General features: G+C 74.3%; 13 protein-coding genes and 1 other RNA gene. 6 read left to right on the top strand and 8 right to left on the bottom strand.

The genetic code is table 11. From position 1 onward, the window contains the following. Positions 1-92 precede the first annotated feature (92 nt). From LOK46_RS28140 to LOK46_RS28125, 4 genes are all read right to left on the bottom strand, one after another. Positions 93-911, bottom strand: coding sequence for a TIGR00282 family metallophosphoesterase (locus tag LOK46_RS28140; protein ID WP_012322254.1), 819 nt, complete (start codon positions 909-911; stop codon positions 93-95). A 3-nt stretch (positions 912-914) separates the two neighbouring features. Beyond that, entirely contained in the window at positions 915-1532 is a 618-nt protein-coding gene (locus LOK46_RS28135; RefSeq protein WP_273561594.1) for a 5-formyltetrahydrofolate cyclo-ligase, read from the bottom strand. Then, a non-coding RNA gene (ssrS, locus tag LOK46_RS28130) (6S RNA) lies at positions 1522-1678 on the bottom strand. The genes LOK46_RS28135 and ssrS overlap by 11 nt, the downstream gene beginning before the upstream one ends. A gap of 68 nt (positions 1679-1746) precedes the next feature. Continuing rightward, on the bottom strand, positions 1747-2001 hold the full coding sequence (locus tag LOK46_RS28125; RefSeq protein WP_273561593.1) for a hypothetical protein: 255 nt from the start codon (positions 1999-2001) through the stop codon (positions 1747-1749). 449 nt (positions 2002-2450) lie between these two features. Here LOK46_RS28125 and LOK46_RS28120 point away from each other — a divergent pair, with 449 nt between their 5' ends. Further along, the gene (locus LOK46_RS28120) at positions 2451-4556 is read left to right on the top strand and encodes a GumC family protein (RefSeq protein ID WP_273561592.1); all 2106 of its coding nucleotides are present in this window, start codon (positions 2451-2453) and stop codon (positions 4554-4556) included. Further along, complete coding sequence (locus LOK46_RS28115) at positions 4553-5851, top strand: VpsF family polysaccharide biosynthesis protein (protein WP_273561591.1); 1299 nt, start codon at positions 4553-4555, stop codon at positions 5849-5851. The genes LOK46_RS28120 and LOK46_RS28115 overlap by 4 nt, the downstream gene beginning before the upstream one ends. 35 nt (positions 5852-5886) lie before the next feature. Here the strand turns inward: LOK46_RS28115 and LOK46_RS28110 are convergent, their stop codons facing one another. Together LOK46_RS28110 and LOK46_RS28105 are read right to left on the bottom strand one after the other, a co-directional pair. After that, entirely contained in the window at positions 5887-7134 is a 1248-nt protein-coding gene (locus tag LOK46_RS28110; protein WP_273561590.1) for a glycoside hydrolase family 5 protein, read from the bottom strand. After that, entirely contained in the window at positions 7128-8312 is a 1185-nt protein-coding gene (locus LOK46_RS28105) for a DUF1972 domain-containing protein (protein ID WP_273561589.1), read from the bottom strand. Before LOK46_RS28105 ends, LOK46_RS28110 begins: the two co-directional genes overlap by 7 nt. A 106-nt stretch (positions 8313-8418) precedes the next feature. Here LOK46_RS28105 and LOK46_RS28100 point away from each other — a divergent pair, with 106 nt between their 5' ends. Together LOK46_RS28100 and LOK46_RS28095 are read left to right on the top strand one after the other, a co-directional pair. Then, positions 8419-9678, top strand: a complete 1260-nt coding sequence (locus LOK46_RS28100) for a glycosyltransferase family 4 protein (protein WP_273561588.1) — start codon at positions 8419-8421, stop codon at positions 9676-9678. Positions 9679-10013: 335 nt separating this feature from the next. After that, positions 10014-11012, top strand: a complete 999-nt coding sequence (locus tag LOK46_RS28095; RefSeq protein WP_273561587.1) for a lipid II:glycine glycyltransferase FemX — start codon at positions 10014-10016, stop codon at positions 11010-11012. A gap of 16 nt (positions 11013-11028) precedes the next feature. Here LOK46_RS28095 and LOK46_RS28090 read toward each other — a convergent pair whose 3' ends face one another. Both LOK46_RS28090 and LOK46_RS28085 read right to left on the bottom strand, forming a co-directional pair. Beyond that, on the bottom strand, positions 11029-12366 hold the full coding sequence (locus LOK46_RS28090) for a hypothetical protein (RefSeq protein ID WP_273561586.1): 1338 nt from the start codon (positions 12364-12366) through the stop codon (positions 11029-11031). A 131-nt stretch (positions 12367-12497) separates the two neighbouring features. After that, positions 12498-13640: an aminotransferase class V-fold PLP-dependent enzyme gene (locus tag LOK46_RS28085; RefSeq protein ID WP_273561585.1), complete on the bottom strand. Its 1143-nt coding sequence runs from the start codon at positions 13638-13640 to the stop codon at positions 12498-12500. Positions 13641-13783: 143 nt separating this feature from the next. Here LOK46_RS28085 and LOK46_RS28080 point away from each other — a divergent pair, with 143 nt between their 5' ends. Beyond that, positions 13784-15034, top strand: coding sequence for a molybdopterin molybdotransferase MoeA (locus LOK46_RS28080; RefSeq protein ID WP_273561584.1), 1251 nt, complete (start codon positions 13784-13786; stop codon positions 15032-15034). A gap of 66 nt (positions 15035-15100) precedes the next feature. Then, a complete protein-coding gene (locus LOK46_RS28075; RefSeq protein ID WP_273561583.1) occupies positions 15101-15973 on the top strand; it encodes a 4-(cytidine 5'-diphospho)-2-C-methyl-D-erythritol kinase in 873 nt (290 codons plus the stop codon). The last annotated feature ends 14 nt before the right edge of the window (positions 15974-15987 follow it).

Below are 15987 nucleotides of genomic sequence, written 5' to 3'. Positions count from 1 at the left end.
GCCCAGGCCGATCGAGACCAGTCCGGCGCAAAAGGCTTAGCCGCTCCCGCCCGCCTTACGCCAAACCGGCATCCACCGGGCCGAACGGGGCTCTAATCCCAGAAATGCGGCGCGGTCTCCTCGAGATTCGGCCCCAGGCGCAGGGCCGCGACCCGCGTGGCGAGGCCGCGCGCGTCGGTCTCCACCGCGATGCCGCACAGGGTGCCCTCCCCGACGGCGACCTCCCACCGCGAGCCCGGCGTCTTCTGGATCATGCGGCGGATCGGCTCGTCCTTCTGCATGCCGATCACCGAATCGTAGTCGCCGCACATGCCGGCATCCGACATGTAGGCCGTGCCGCCCGGCAGGATCCGGTGATCCGCCGTGGGCGTGTGCGTGTGCGTCCCGACGACGAGGCTCGCCCGGCCGTCGAGGTAGTGGCCGAAGGCCTGCTTCTCGCTCGTCGCCTCGGCGTGGACGTCGACGATCACCGCGTCCGCCGCGGCGCCGAGGGGGCAGGCGGTGAGCTCGCGCTCCACCGCCGCGAAGGGGTCGTCCATCGCGTCGAGGAAGACGCGGCCCATCACGTTGACCACGAGGACGCGGGCGCCACCCTGGGTCTCCACGACCGTGGCGCCGCGGCCCGGCGTGCCGGGCGGATAGTTCGCCGGCCGCACCAGGCGCGGCTGGCGGGCGATGAACACCATCGCCTCGCGCTGGTCGAAACTGTGGTTGCCGAGGGTGACCGCGTCGGCGCCCGCCTGGATCAGCTCGTCGCAGATGGTCTCGGAGATGCCGAAGCCGCCGGCCGCGTTCTCGCCGTTGACCACCACGCAGTCGAGGCGCCAGCGCTCCCGGAGCCGTGGCAGGTGCTCGCACACCACGGTGCGGCCCGAGCGCCCGACGACGTCGCCGAGGAAGAGCAGGCGCATGGGTCAGGCGATCCTGTCGCAGCGGATCACGCCGCCTTCGGTGATCACGTACTGGAGGGGGCGGTCGTGCGGCTCGGCCGGCACGCGCGCCACCTCCTGGGCGGCGAAGCCGATGCCGACGGTCAGGACCGGACGCGTCCGGGACAGGCGCGCGATCGCGCCGTCGTAGTAGCCGCGGCCGTAGCCGATGCGCTGCCCGGTCCGGTCGAAGGCGGCGAGCGGCACGATCAGCGCGTCGGGCTCCACCGGCGGCAGCGACGGGTCGGGCTCGCTGAGGCCGAACCGGCCGGCGACGAGGGCGTCGCCGGCGCGCCATTCCCGGAACACCAGGCCGTCCGGCGTGACGTGCGGCAGGGCCACGGCCTGGCCGCGGGCGCGCAGGCCCTCGGCGGCGGGGCGGGGATCGACCTCGCTGCGGATCGGCCAGAAGGCGCCCACCAGGCGGGCCCGGGCGAGCTCCGGCAGCGCGAGGAGCGCGTCCCCGATCGCCGCCGAGGCCGCCTGCCGGGCCGCGGGATCGAGGGCGTCGCGGGCAGCGAGGGCCGCGGCGCGGAGTTCCGCCTTGCGGGCGGCGTCCGGAGCCTCGGTGCCGGTTCTGGGAGAAGTCGGGTGCGGAGCCACGTGAGCCGTTGGAGGATCGATCCCGGGAAACCTACAGCGTAGGTGGGCGCCGTGTTGGCCAAGTCCAGGGACGAGGCCAGGGACAGCTCCCGAGGGAGTCGATAAGGCCCCGGGGATAGTGCTCCTGACGAACTCTGCAGCCCCGCCCACGTCATGTAGCGGTCCCGGCCCGATCCCGCCAGGGCCGCGCGCACCAAAATCCGCGGGCCGCCCGTCAGGCCGGGCCGCCCGCCTCGTCCGTCGCCCCGGCGGCCCGCGCCCGGGCCACCGCCAGGATCTCGCTGCGGCCCTCCTGGTCGGCGATCGACTGCCACAGGCCGATCAGTTCGCTGAGCTCGGCCAGCGGGCGCGGTGCCGGCGCCCCGAAGAAGGCGGCGATCGGGACGCCGGTCGCGGCCGCGATCCGACGCAGGCGGGCGTTGACGGCGCGCCGGCCGCCACCCCGATCCTCGACGCTGATCGCTTCCATGGCAGAGCACCCGAATTAGAGTAGAGGCCGCAGCTTGAAGCGATTGTTGCGTCTCGGATGAGCCAATACAATTTATCCAATCGGACAATAGAGCAGCCTGAAGGCGTTATCCACGCCGATGACGCACCGGAGCCGTCGAAGCCGGGATCGGCGCGGCCCTTCCGCGGACGCGGCGCGCGGGACATCTGGACGGGCCCACGGCAGGCCTGCGCGATGCGGCGACGCGTCCGCGTCGCGCAGCGTCGACATCCTGTAGCAACACGCGGACCTCGATGACGGACGCGTTTGCGTGAGCGCGCCGCCCGCGGATTGTTTACCACGCTCCCAGTCATCCGGGCCGCCGCGGCGCGGATCGCGGTCTCGATACATTGTCAGCAGGCTGCGCGACTCTTGCAGTAGGGAAGGCACCCGCGAGGGACCGACCAGGATTGAGACGACGGTGACCGATCGTGGCACAGATCGACCATAACATCGCTGTCGCGACGTGGCTCACCCCCGTGCAGCCGGCGCATCCCGAGCGTCCGGGCCCGAACCGTCCCGACACCACGGCCGAGCTGGGCGACCTGTGGCGGATCCTGTGGCGGCGCAAGCGGCTGGTCCTCGGGACGGCGCTGCTGCTCGGCCTGCTCGCCCTCGCCTACGCGCTGATCACGCCCTCCCTCTACACCGCCACGGCGCAGATCCTGATCGATCCCCGCGACCGCCAGGTCGTCTCGAACGACGTCAACCCCGCCGGGCTGTCGCCGGACGGCGGCATCGCGCAGGTCGAGAGCCAGGTGAAGGTGATCGAGTCGGACGCCGTGCTGGGCCGGGCGGTCGATCAGGTCGGGCTCGCGACCACGCCGGGCTTCGGCGCGCCGCAGGACGGCGTCGTGACGCGGGCCCTCGGCGAGCTCCGCGCGCTGGTGGCCGGGCCGAGGGCGGAGCGGCCCGTCGACGCCCGCGGCCGGGCGCTGGACCAGCTGCGGCGGCGCCTCGCGGTCAAGCGCGCCGACAAGGTCTTCGTCATCGATCTCGTGGTCACCACGACGGACCCCGACCTCTCGGCGCGGATCGTCAACGCCATCGCGAGCGCCTACCTGACGGACCAGACCGACGCCCGCTCGGACGCCGCCAAGCGCGCCGCGGGCGATCTGCGCGGCCGGCTCGACGAGCTGCGCGGCGCCGTCAACGCCGCCGACAAGAAGCTCGAGGACTACAAGGCGCGCAACGGCCTGATCGCGTCGAGCGGCCGGCTCGTGAACGAGCAGCAGCTCACCGACCTGAACGCGCGGCTGGTCGCCGCGCGGGCCCGGACCGCCGACGCCAAGGCGCGTCTCCAGGGGATCCGGGAGGCGCGCGGACAGGCGATCGGGTCCGGAGCGATGCCGGAGGCGGTCCAGTCCTCGGTCATCGAGCGCCTGCGCGGGCAGTACGCGGAACTCGCCGCCAAGGAGGCGGACCTGCGCACCAATCTCGGCGAGCGTCACCCGTTCATCGCCGCGGTGCGCGCCCAGATGCAGGACGTCCGCCGGCTGATCGACGCCGAGCTGAACCGCATCGCGGGCGCCGCGGAGACCGAGGCCCAGCGCGCCCAGGCCAACGAGCGCACCCTGTCGACGGAGCTGGAGCGCCTGCAGCGGCAGTCGGCGGTGAACGCCCAGTCGTCGGTGCAGCAGCGCGAGCTCGAGCGCGAGGTCGACGCGGCGCGCTCGGTCTACAACGCCTTCCTGGTGCGCGCCCGGGAGATCAAGGAGCAGACCAGCATCGACAGCTCGAACGCCCGGATCATCACCGCGGCGCGGCCGCCGCAGGACCCGAGCTGGCCGCCGCGGCTGATCCTGGTCGCCGCCGCCCTCGCGGGCGGTCTCGGCCTCGGCGCCGGCCTCGCGCTGACGCGGGAATACCTCGCGCCGACCGTGCTCTCGCCGCGGCAGCTCGAGCGGCTGTCGAACGCCCCGGTGGTGGCCGTGCTGCCCGGCCTGCGGCCGCGGGGCGCGAGCGCGACCGCCGCGAGCGTCACCCTCGACCACCTGGCCGCGACCTCCGGCAGCCGCGGCCACGCGCTGGCGCTGCTCGTCACCTCGGGCGAGTCCGACGAGACCGAGCGCCAGGCGGTGATCGCGCTGCTCGCCGCGGTCGCCGTGGCGCGCGGCGACCGGGTCCTGCGCGTCGACGCCGACCTGCGGGCGGACGGCTCCGGCACCGGTGGCCTCCTCGACGTCCTCCGCGGCGAGCAGAGCCTCAACGCCGTGACCCGGACGGACCCGGCCTCCGGCGCCCGCCGGGTCGGCCTCGGCGACACCGAGAAGCCCCTGCGCGATGCCCTCACCCCCGCCAATGTCGAGCGCTTCATCGCGGGCGTGAAGGGACGCTTCGACCTCGTGCTCGTCGACGGCGGCGTGCTGACCGAGAACCTGCGGCTCGGCCCGCTGGCGGCCGCCGCCGACCGGCTGCTGCTCGTCGCCTGCAACGGCGCCACGCGCCAGCGCGACCTGATCGACCTCGTCGACACGTCGGAGGCGCTGGGCCGGCCGATCTCCGGCTCCCTGCTGCTCACCCGACGCAAGGCATGAGGACCGTCCGGCAGACCGGCTTCGCGCGGCGCCACGGTCCGGTGGCGCGCACGGGTCCGGTGCTGCGCGCGTTCCTGCGGGCGGAATCGGTGGCGTTGTCGGTCTGGGCGCTGCTCCTGGTCGGGGTCTCGGGCGGCCTCCTGTGGGTGCTGGGCCTCAATTACGAGGGGATCACCGGCTCGGCCGCCTCGAAGATCCACCCCGCCACCTACCTGGCGGTGATCCTGATCGGCTGGACCCTGGTGCGCGCGGGCAATCCCGTGATCCCGGTGGCCGGGGCGCTCAACCGACGGCCGGCGAGCGTGCTCCTGGCCGCCTGCGGCGTGCTGCTCCTCGCGCTGATCGCGGCCCGGGGCGGCGCGGGCCTCGCCGGCTCCATCGACACCTTCGTGCTCGCCGGCCTCGTCCCGATCCTCCTGATGGACCGGGACGCCGCCACGCTCGGGCGGCTGGAGACGATCTTCCACCTCGTGATGCTCGCCAACGCCCTGCTCGGCCTGTTCGAGCTCGCGAGCGGTCAGCGCTTCTTCCCCTACCGGTTCGACGGCGTGGCGTTCGAGTCCGATACCCGCTCGGCGGCCCTCCAGGGCCACCCGCTGGCCAACGCGACCATGACGGCGTGCTACATCCTGGCGCTGGCCAAGGGCGGCGGTCGGCTGGCGCCGATGCCGCGCGCCGCCATGATCGTCTTCCAACTCGTGGCCCTGGTCACGTTCGGCGGCCGCTCGGCCACCGTCACGACGCTGATCCTCGGCGGCGCTGTCGGGCTCGTGGCCCTGAACCGCACCCTGCGCACCGGCCGCGTGCCGCTGGCGGCGGCGGCCTGCGCGTGCTTCGCCCTGACCCTGCTGCCGGTCCTGGTCGCCGTCCTGGCCGCGGCCGGGTTCTTCGACACCCTGCTGGACCGGTTCGTCTCGGACGGCGGCAGCGCGCAGGCCCGGGTCGACATGCTCACGGTGTTCGACGCGATCCCGTTCCGGCAGCTCCTGCTCGCCCCCGACTTCCTGCAGGTGAACACGCTGCGCCGGATCTACGGCCTGGAATGGGGCATCGAGAACTCGATCATCTCGGCCGTGCTCTACCACGGCATCCTGGTCACGGGAGTGCTGGTGATCGCGGTGGGGCTCTACCTCGCGGAGATCGCGCGGGATTGCCGGCGCGGCGTCTGGCTGCCGATCCTGGCCTTCGTGATCCTCGTGAACACCTTCGAGGGTCTGGCCGGCAAGACCACCCTGCTCGCCAAGTTCGCCCTGATGCTCATCGTCTTGTTCCCGCCCCTTCCGCGGCGCGGCTGAGAGGGCGCCGAGCCGCGGATCGGTCGGGGGCCGCCTCAGGGCCGGGCCCGCAGCCCGAGCGCAGCGATCAGGGCGGGATCGGCGACGTGCGCGTCGTCCATGAGGCCGAGGCCGTCGAACAGGTTCCAGAACGACCACGCGAACCCGGTCGCCTCGGCCGCCAGCCGCACGTCCCGGATGTAGGCGGCCCGGTCCGGCGCCCGGGAGGCCGTGAAGCGGGCATCGGTGCGCAGGGCGCCGAACTCGCCCATCAGCACCTGCCCCCGCGGGATCCCGTACAGGTCCGCCCAGGTCGCCACCGGCGCCATCGCGTCGGCGATGTAGGCCGGACCGGGCGCGGCCTCGAAATATTCGTGCAGTTTCGCCTCGATCACCGCACGGTCGCGCGCCTTCTCGGCCTGCGGCACCGTACGGTCCGCGTCCATGCGCGCCCGCACCGCCGCGAGCGTGCCGCGCAGCGTGCCGCGGCTCCCGGGCCAGGGCACGGCGGTGAGCCAGCGGTAGAACGGCTCCTCGGTGAGCCACGTCGCCCCCTGGTGGGAGAACAGGTACGGCTCGTAGAAGTGGAACGTGTAGAGGAGCGGCGCGAACCGCGCGAGCGCGGCCGGGTCCAGCGCCGTCAGGCCCGCGACGAGGCTTCCGCAGGAGCCGGTCGCCACCAGGGTGAGCGCCGGCGCGGCCGCTCGGGCCGCCGTCAGGAGTTCTTCCTGCACCCGGTTCCACGCCCGCGCGCCGCAGGCCTGCGGCGGCTCGTTCACCGGCTCCAGGGCCACGCGGTCCGCGCCCTTCCGCGCGCACAGGCGCGCGAGGTCCCCGACGAGATCGCGATAGGCGGCGAAGAGCGGCGCCCGGTCCGAGCCGTAGAACGCGTCCGGCGTGTAGTGGTGGGTCGCGGCGTTCGCCTGGATGTTGACCAGGACGCGCAGCCCGGCCGCCAGGGCCGCGTCGACGGCCTCCGAGAGGGTGCCGAGGAGTTCGGCGCGCCGGGGGCCCGTGAACGCCGCGAACGGCCCGGGATCGAGGGGCAGCCGCACGAAGTCGAAGCCGAACCCGGCGATCCGGGCGAGGTCGTCGCGGGTCGGCACCGGCCGACCGGCCTGGAAGGGCGGCCACGCGTAGTCGGTCCGCGGGGGCGGGTACTCGGTGGTCAGCGAGAACCAGGGCCAGAGGGCGATGCCCCGGCGCAGGACGATCGGCGCGGGACTGCCCTGGACGGGTCGGACGCCCGCACCCGCCGCCGCGAGGGCACCGGCGAGCACCGACCGCCGGCTGGGGCCTACCATCCCGGACCGGCCGTGACGCTGACGGGCACGCCTTCGGCGGCGCGCGCCGCCGTGACCGGCGCCGGCGGGTAGCCGCCGACACGGCGCAGGGCGTCCTCGTAGGAGGCCAGCACGTCGTCCCAGCGGAACTGCGCGGCGCGCGCCCGCGCCGCCTCGCGGGCCGCCGCGACCGCGGCCGCGTCGGAGAGCGCGCGCTCGATCGCCGCGGCACAGCTGTCCGGATCCGAGAAGTAGAACTGGCCGTCGCCGGCCGTTCCCCGGTTGAACGGATTGTCGTGGGCGACCACGGCGTTGCCCGCCCAGAGCGCCTCGACCAGCGACGGGTTGGTGCCGCCCACGGTGTGGCCGTGGAGATAGGCCCGCGCGTGGACCCGCAGGGCCTGGACCTGCTCGGGCTCGTAGATGGCGCCGGGAAACAGCACCTCCGGCGAGGCGGCCGCCTCAACCGCGCGATGGTACGGGTTGCCGACCCTCAGCGTTCCGAGCACCACCAGCCGCACGCCGCGGGCACGGCGCGAGAAGGCCTCGACCAGCGTCAGGATGTTGTTGTCCGGCTCGATGCGGGCGATCGAGACGAGGTAGCGGTCGGGCTCGAGGCCGAGGGGCGGCGGCCCGACATCGGCGGCCGGGGGATCGCCGCCGTACGGGATGGTCGCGATGGCGCCGCGCGGCCTGCGACGCGCGAGGTGGTCGGCGATGACGGGATGGTCGGCCACGAGCCGCTGCGAGGACCACGCGGCGATCCACTCGCTGGCGTAGAAGAAGGCGCGCACGGGCAGCGACCATTTCGGCCGGCGCCACTCGATCCCGTCCATGTTGGTCAGGATCCGCCCGCCCCGCGCCCGCAGGTAGGGCAGGAACACGGCGCCGTTGTAGCCGAGCACGAGGCAGACGCCCCCGCGGGTCGCGGCATCGTGGGCGCAGATGGCGTCGAAGGCGAGCGTCGCCACGGGGCCACGCAGCCCGATCTCCACGGTGATCAGCTCGACGCCGTTCCAGGTGCTGCACGAGATGCGCTCCCGCACCGTCTCGACGTCCCGCTGGCAGTACACGCCGACCTGCCAGCCGCGTCCGGCCAAGTAGAGCGCGAGACGTTCCGCGAAAGTCTCGAAACCACCGTGCGCGGCCGGGATCCCGCGCGTGCCAAGGATAAGTAGTTTCGGTGCGCGGTCAGGCATGAACCTTCCTTCCCAATCCTTCAGCCCTATAGTAATCCCGAAGGATACAGTCCCAGCGGTCGACATTTACAACTGCTGGTTGTTTATTCAATTCAGAAATCATCTTATGGTAGATCATTCAGGACTTCGACCCGCGCGGGCCGGCGATCGCGTCACCGCCGACGCGCCGCGGGCCGTCGGCAACGCCGCGGCGGAGCTTCGGATCACGTGCGTCCACCAGGGATTCGAGCTGTACGGCTCGGATCGCTGCTTCATCGAGACCGTGCGGACGATCCGGGCGGCGCATCCGAGTGCGCAGATCGACGTCGTGCTGCCGCGGCACGGACCGATCGTGGCCGCCCTGGAGCCGTTCGCCAGCGAGATCGTGATCGCGCCGCTCTGGATCCTGCGGCGCAAGAACCTGGCGCGCCTCGCAACCCTCGGTCTGATGGTTCTGCCCATCGCGATGATCCGTGCATGGCGCCGCATCCGGGCGAGCGACCTCGTCTACATCAACACCACCGTGGTGGCCGACTATCTGCTGGCCGCCCGGCTGGCGCCCGGCCGGAGCATCGTTCACGTCCACGAGATCCCCGAGGGCGCCGTGCTGAAGGTCCTGCGCGGGCTGATCCGCTGGAGCGGCGCCAACGTGGTGTTCAACTCGCGCGCCACCGAGCGGGCCTACGCCCTGCCCCCCGGCGCGACCGCCCGGGTCGTCTACAACGGCATCGCGGGTCCGGACGAGTCGAACCCGGGCGCCTACGACGGCTCCCGCCCGCTCCGGGTGCTGATGCTCGGCCGGATCAGCCGGATCAAGGGCCAGGATGTTCTCGTGGAGGCCCTGGCCTCCCTGCCCGAGCCGGTCCGGCGGCGGATCGCGCTGCGCATCGTCGGCAGCGCCTTCGAGGACGATGCCCGCGAGCAGGCCCTGGTCAGGCGGATCGCCGAGACCGGTCTGGCCGCGCAGGTCACGCTCGAGCCGTTCGTGGCCGATCCCGCGGCCCTGTACCGCTGGGCCGACGTGGTCACGATGCCCTCGCAGCGGCCCGAATCCCTCGGCCGCGTGGCGATCGAGGCGATGTCCTACGGCGTGCCGCCGCTCGTCACGGCGATCGGCGGCCTGCCCGAGGTGGTGGAGGACGGGAAGACCGGCTGGATCGTCCCGCCGGGCGGCCCGGAGCCGATCGCCGCCGTGCTGGCGGATCTGGTCGCGGACCCGGCGCGCTGGCGCGATTTCGGCCGGGCTGCCCGGGCGCGCTACCTGAGCCTGTTCTCCGAAGCCTCGGCGGCGGAGGGCATCGAGGCCATGGTCCGGACGACGCTGCGCCGCCCGACGGCGCCGGACTCGGCGCGCGTCGCGGACGCGCCGGCGCGACCGGCAGCCTAGGGGCCGGGAGCGGCCGATTCGGACCACCGTCTGTCCTGGAGCAGGCGCCCCGGGCATGACCGCGCTCACGCTCTGCGGGACCGCCGCGTCCGTGGCCAAGCGCCGCGGCCACGCGTGCCGCCACGAGCGCGCGCCGACGGGTTCAGCGTCGTCCGCCGCAGCGGCCTCAGCCTGGAAGCCCCGCTGTCGACGACGCGGGCAATGGCCCGTTTGGCGGGCGTCACCCTGTGGACGATCGGCCGCGCGAGGATGCAATGCGGGCGCGCCTGACCGATGAGGCGTGCGGCGCGGGAAGCCCGGCCCGGGCAGGACGGGGAGCGAGGACGAGGAGCGACATGGCGGCCAAGCTCGCGGTCCAGGAGACCGCGGATGCCCTGGACTGGGACCGGCGGGTCTGGGCCTGTCCGGGCGCCAACATCTATTGCGGCACGCCCTGGGGTACCTACAAGGCGCGGCGCGGCCTGGAGGTGCGGCGCGCGGTCGTGTCCGGCGACGGCGCGGACCTCGCCTTCGTCCAGTGGCAGACGCGCCGCAAGGGGCCGGCGCGGTTCATCCACGTCCAGGGCGGCCCGCTGCTGACCGCGGCGGGCGCGCACCGCGCCGAGGCGGTGCTCGCCGCGTTCATCGACCACCTCGCGCTCGGTCGCCTCGACGTCCTCGCCGTCGACTACGAGCAGTTCGAGAGCCGCGACGCGACGCTGGCGCTGCTGATGCACGGCTTCGCCCCGGTGATCGGCGCGCCCGACCACACCCTCGAGCTCGACCTGACCCAGGACCTCGACGCCATCCAGGCCGGCATGGAGCCGCGCTGGCGCAAGGCCCTGCGCAAGGCCGAGCGCAACGCCGCGGTGACGACGCATTTCCTCGAGGACAGGGCCGAGCGCCTCGAAGCCTTCGACGATTTCACCGCGATGTTCGCGGCCCTGCGCGAGCGCAAGGGCTTCGCCACGACGCTGCAGCCGCAGGCCTACCGCGACATCGCGGCCGAGGACGAGCACCTGCTGTTCCTCGACGTCCGCGAGAACGGACAGCGGGTCCTCGTGCGGATCGCGCACCTGTCCGACACCCGCTGCACGGATTTCTACACGGCCTCGAACGACCGGGCCCGCGCGACGGGCGCCGCGACCCTCGCGGTCTGGCGCTTCGTGGAGCGGGCGAAGGCCGAGGGCTGCCGGGTCTTCGATTTCGGCGGCATCGATCCGGCGGCGAACCGCCCCGTCTTCGAGTTCAAGCGGGGCCTGTGCACCGACGTGGTCCAGCACAACCCGCTCTGGGTCTACAGCAGGACGCCCGCGCTGCGGAAACTGGCGCCGGTCCTGCTCGCCCTGCGCTGAGCAGCGGGCGGGCCGGTCACAGGGTCCCGAGGGGCCGCGCCGCGGCCGGGCGCCGCGCCAGCGTCCGGAAGGCCGAGACCGACCAGACCAGCGTCGCCACCTCGGAGGCCAGCAGGCCGAGGAGCGCGGTGGCGGGCGGCAGCAGCAGCAGCGCCGGCACCATCACGGCCATGCCGAGGGCGGCGCTCGCCACCGCGCCCGCCGTGATGGTCCGGAACGCCGCCGAGGCCTCGAGGTAGGCGCGCGGGATCGCGTAGAGCAGCGATACGGTCACCACCGCCCAGACGCCGAGCCCGATCCAGCCCATCGGCTGCGCGGCGAACCGCCCCTTGAACAGGATGTCCTCGACCAGCGGCAGGGCGGCCGCCATCACCGCTCCGTAGGCGAGACAGGCGCTGCCGAGCAGGATCCCGTTGCGGACGACGAGCCGGCGGGCGGCGTCCACCTGCCCGGCCGCGAGCAGCCGGCTGATCTCGGGCAGGATCATGTTCAGCAGCGCGCTCGCGGGGATGCGCAGCGGCGCGTAGAGCACGATCGTGGCGGCGATCGGCGCGTAGGCGGCGGGCCCGGCTAGGAGCGCCAGCAGCAGGGTCAGGCCCTGCCCCTGCACGGTCAGGCTGGTGACGCCGGCGAGCGACCACGCCAGGGTCCGCCAGATCGCCCGGTAGCGGGCGCGCGCCCGCGCGTGCAGCGAGAAGCGGATCCGCTCGCGCAGCGCCGCGTAGGCCACAGCGATGGCGACCGCGTGCGCGAGCGCGATCGCCGCGAAGGCCCGATCGAGAAGGGCCGTGCCCTCCCCGTTCAGCCAGCGCGCGACGAGGAGACCGCCGCAGACCGCGTAGACCAGATCGCTCAGGCCGGCGATCCGGGGCCGCCCGCGGGCGAGGAGCACGATCCGCAGATAGCTGCGGAAGGCGTAGAGGCCCACGAAGGCCCCGGCAGCCAGGGCGCCGAGGCCGATCACCGGGATCAGGGCGACGCCGACGGCAGCTGCCATGAGGCCGGAGACCAGCACCGCGCCCGAGCCGAACATCACGTCGTAGCCGAGCGCCGCCGGCCGCCCCAGGCTCCGGGCGACGTGGATCGTCGCCGGGACCGCCACGAGGGCCCGGATGTATGTGATGCCGACCGCCCCGACCGCGAAGACGATGGCGAACAGGCCGTAATCGTGCGCGTCGAGCTCGCGGACCAGCAGGATGTTGAGGAGGAAGTGGAACAGGCTCTGGGTCAGCTCGCCCGACAGGATCACGGCGAACCGTCCCGAGAGGACGGCGCGCATCGGTGCGGGCAGGCGGAGGCAGCCGGCGCCCGGGATCCGGAGCCGATCACCGGGACGCGGTATCGAATCGGTCATGTGGGGGTGGACGGTCTCCGTGTGGGCGCGCGGCCAGCGCCCCGGCACCTGCGCCGGGAACCGGCCGGCGGCGCAGAATCCTCGTTGCTCCGGCCCGGCGCTTATGCCGGACCGTCCGTTTCCGGACCGTCTCAGGTGATCCCCTGGCAGGCCCTGGACAGTGCGGCAAGGCAGCGCGCGAGGTCGTCCTCGTTCGTCCAGACGTGCGGGCTGATGCGCAGCGCGCCGGAGCGCTCGCTCACGTAGACCCGCTCCTGCTGGAGGCGATCGACCAGGCCCGTCGGCAGGCCCGCGGGCGGCCGCAGACCGAGGACGTGGGGCGCCCGCAGGGGACTCGGCAACGGCGTCAGACCGAGGCCGGCGGCCCCGTCCGCCAAGCGGTCGGTCAGCCCGCGAAGCCGGGCGGCGACGGCTGGCACACCCCATCCGGCGATCTGCTCCAGGCCGGTCACGGCCATGAACAGCGCGACCGGATCGTAGAGCTCGCCCCGGTCGTAGCGGCGCGCCCCGGCGGCCGGCAGCCGGTTCCCGATATTCTCCTCGATGGGTGCCCCGTCCTGACGGTGCGGCGCGGCGTACAGGAAGGCGAGACCGTAGGGTCCGAGGGCCCATTTGTAGGTCGGGAAGGCCAGGAAGTCCGGGCGCCAGCGAGCGACGTCGACGGGGACGGCACCCACGGCCTGGGTGGCGTCGATCACCAGGGCCGCGCCGGCACCGTGGACCAGCGGGGCGAGCCGGTCGAGGTCGATCAGGCTGCCGTCGGTCCAGTGCAGCGGGGTCAGGGTGGCGAGGGCGAGCGGCGCGGCGCCCGGCCGGGCGATCGCGGCCGCGACCGCCGCGGTCCAGTCGCCGTCTGGGGGGCGCGGGACCTCCTCCACCACCAGACCCTGCCGGTCGGCCAGGCGGTCGAACGCGAAGCGCAGGGACGGGAACTCGTCGGCCACGCGGAGCAGGCGCCCGCCCGGCCCGACGGTCAGGTTGCGGGCGGCCACCGCCATGGCGTGGCTGACCGCGCCGACGATCGCGATCTCGTCCGCGGCAGCGCCGATCAGCCGGGCGGCCGCCGCGCGCGCCCGCTCGGCCCAGGGCGGGACCGCCGTGCGCGGATGGTCCCAGGGGCGGCTCTTGACCAGGATCCCCGCCTCGCCCGCCGCGCGCACGGCCCGCGGCAGCGGCGACCACGCGGCGGCGTCGAGGTAGCAGACGTCGGCGGGCATCTCGAAGAGGTGGCGCTGGCACGGGAGCGCCGCGGCGACGGATTCGGTGAACGCCATGATGCGCGGGAGCCTAGAGGATCGGATCCGCCAGGACCACGGCCCGGGCTTGATCGCGCGGCGCCGATGCCGCAAGTCGGCGCGTCACACTCCGCGAGGCCGCCCGTGCCGACCCGCTCGCCCCAGTCCGATCCGGCAGCGCCATGGGCCGCCTGAGCCCCGACTGCTTCGACGCCGCCCCCGCGCCGATGCGGGTCGCCGACGCGGTCGCGCTGATCCGGGCGCGGCTCCCGGTCCTGTCCGGGACCGAGAGAGTTCCGCTCGCGGGTGCGGACGGCCGGGTCCTCGCGGAGGACGTGATCGCGCCCCTCGACCTTCCCCCCTTCGACAACGCCGCGGTGGACGGCTACGCCCTGCGCGCCGCCGATCTCGCGGCCGTCGGCGAGACGCGCCTGCCCGTCGGCGGACGCGTGCCGGCCGGCCATCCGGCGGGCGATCCCGGTTCGGGCGCGGCCGTGCGCATCTTCACCGGTGCGCCGATGCCCGCGGGGACCGACACCGTCGTCATGCAGGAGGACGTGCGGATCGACGGCGGCACCGTCATCCTGCCCGAAGGGCTCGCGTCGGGCGCCAACCGGCGGCGGGCCGGCGAGGACGTCGCCCGCGGCAGCGCGGCGCTCCGCGCCGGGACGCGCCTCGGGCCGCAGCACATCGCGCTCGCGGCCGCCTGCGGCCTGGCCGCTTTGCCCCTGCGGACGCCCCTGACGGTCGCGCTGTTCTCGACCGGCGACGAGCTGACACCGCCCGGCCAGTCCCTGTCGCCGGCCGGGATCTTCGACGCCAACCGGCCGATGCTCGCCGCGCTCCTGAGACGCCTCGGCGCCGTGCCCGTCGATCTCGGCATCCTGCGCGACGAGCCCGGAGCGCTGCGGGCGCGCATCGCGGAAGCGGCGGCGTCGCACGACCTGATCCTGACCTCGGGCGGCGTCTCGGTCGGCGAGGAGGACCATGTCCGCGCCGCGGTCGAGGCTTCGGGGGGGCTGACCTTCTGGCGGCTGGCGATCAAGCCCGGTCGCCCGGTCGCCCTCGGCACCGTGGCCGGCACGCCCTTCATCGGGCTGCCGGGCAATCCGGCCGCCGCCTACGTGACCGCCCTGGCGGCGCTCCGTCCCCTGGTGCTCCATCTCTCCGGCGCGCGCGACACGGGGCCCGAGCTGGCGATCCGCAGCGGCTTCGCCCGCGAGAAGCGCCCCGGCCGGCGCGAATACCTCCGCGTCTGCCTGCGCGCCGGTCCGGACGGCCTGCCCGAGGCCGTGCCGGCACCCGGCGGGGCCCTGACGGGTCTCGCGGGCAGCGACGGGCTGGTGGAACTCGCCGAGGATCTGACCGCGATCCGCCCGGGCGACCCCCTGCCCTATCGGCCGCACGGGGTGTTCGGCGGGGCCAGCAGCTGAGCTGTTGTTCCGGGCCGCGAGCCTGTAGAGCCTCGGGACACATCGCCACGACCCGACCGAGACCCCGTGACCCTGCTCGCCGATCGCGCCCCCGCCAAGGTCAACCTGACGCTCCACGTCCTCGGCCGACGCGTCGGTGACGGCTACCACGTGCTCGAGAGCCTCGTCGCCTTCGCCGGCACGGCCGACCGCCTGACCCTGGATCCCGCTGCCCCGCTGGGCCTGACCGTCGGCGGCCCCACCGCCGGCCCCGCCGGCCCGACGGACGACAACCTCGTCCTGCGGGCCGCCCGGGGGCTCGCCGCGCGGGTGCCAGGCCTGCGCGCGGGCGCCTTCCACCTGGTGAAGCGCCTGCCGGTCGCGGCGGGGATCGGCGGCGGCTCCTCCGACGCCGCCGCGGCCCTGCGCCTGCTGGCGCGCCTCAACGGGCTGCCCCTCGACCACGAGGCCGTCGCCGCGGTGGCGCGGGAGACCGGCGCCGACGTGCCGGTCTGCCTCGACCCGCGGGCCCGTATGATGCGCGGCGCGGGCGAGGCGATCGGTCCGGCCCTCGGGCTCGCACCGCTGCCCGCGGTGCTGATCAATCCCGGCGTTCCGGTGCCGACCGCCCCGGTCTTCAAGGCGCTGGGCCTGAGCGTCGGCCAGGATCTCGCGGGCGCGCCGCATCCGACGATCCCGCGGGCCATGGCGGGCGACCCGCTGCTCCAGGCCCTGGCCGGGGCCCGCAACGATCTGGAAGCGCCGGCCCTGACCGTGGCGCCGGTGATCGGCGACGCGCTGGCGGCCCTCCGCGCCCGGGGCTGCCGCCTCGCGCGGATGTCGGGCTCCGGCGCGACCGTGTTCGCGCTGTTCGCCGACCGGCGCGCGGCCGTCCGGGCCGCCGCGGCCCTGCGCGCCGCCCATCCGGGATGGTGGGTGGCGCCGACCGTCCTGCGCTGACCCGGCCCGCGGGC

Origin of the sequence: Methylobacterium sp. NMS14P, from assembly GCF_028583545.1 — a bacterium.
GTDB lineage: Bacteria > Pseudomonadota > Alphaproteobacteria > Rhizobiales > Beijerinckiaceae > Methylobacterium.
Note: the sequence above shows the minus strand (reverse complement) of the source record. Positions and strands in the feature narration are given on the sequence as shown.

Excerpts from the sequence above, each read along its gene's own strand:
- LOK46_RS28140 (WP_012322254.1), bottom strand. The coding sequence starts at position 911 with ATGCGCCTGCTCTTCCTCGGCGACGTCGTCGGGCGCTCGGGCCGCACC.
- LOK46_RS28125 (WP_273561593.1), bottom strand. The coding sequence starts at position 2,001 with ATGGAAGCGATCAGCGTCGAGGATCGGGGTGGCGGCCGGCGCGCCGTC.
- LOK46_RS28115 (WP_273561591.1), top strand. The coding sequence starts at position 4,553 with ATGAGGACCGTCCGGCAGACCGGCTTCGCGCGGCGCCACGGTCCGGTG.
- LOK46_RS28110 (WP_273561590.1), bottom strand. The coding sequence starts at position 7,134 with ATGGTAGGCCCCAGCCGGCGGTCGGTGCTCGCCGGTGCCCTCGCGGCG.
- LOK46_RS28105 (WP_273561589.1), bottom strand. The coding sequence starts at position 8,312 with ATGCCTGACCGCGCACCGAAACTACTTATCCTTGGCACGCGCGGGATC.
- LOK46_RS28100 (WP_273561588.1), top strand. The coding sequence starts at position 8,419 with ATGGTAGATCATTCAGGACTTCGACCCGCGCGGGCCGGCGATCGCGTC.
- LOK46_RS28095 (WP_273561587.1), top strand. The coding sequence starts at position 10,014 with ATGGCGGCCAAGCTCGCGGTCCAGGAGACCGCGGATGCCCTGGACTGG.
- LOK46_RS28090 (WP_273561586.1), bottom strand. The coding sequence starts at position 12,366 with ATGACCGATTCGATACCGCGTCCCGGTGATCGGCTCCGGATCCCGGGC.
- LOK46_RS28085 (WP_273561585.1), bottom strand. The coding sequence starts at position 13,640 with ATGGCGTTCACCGAATCCGTCGCCGCGGCGCTCCCGTGCCAGCGCCAC.
- LOK46_RS28080 (WP_273561584.1), top strand. The coding sequence starts at position 13,784 with ATGGGCCGCCTGAGCCCCGACTGCTTCGACGCCGCCCCCGCGCCGATG.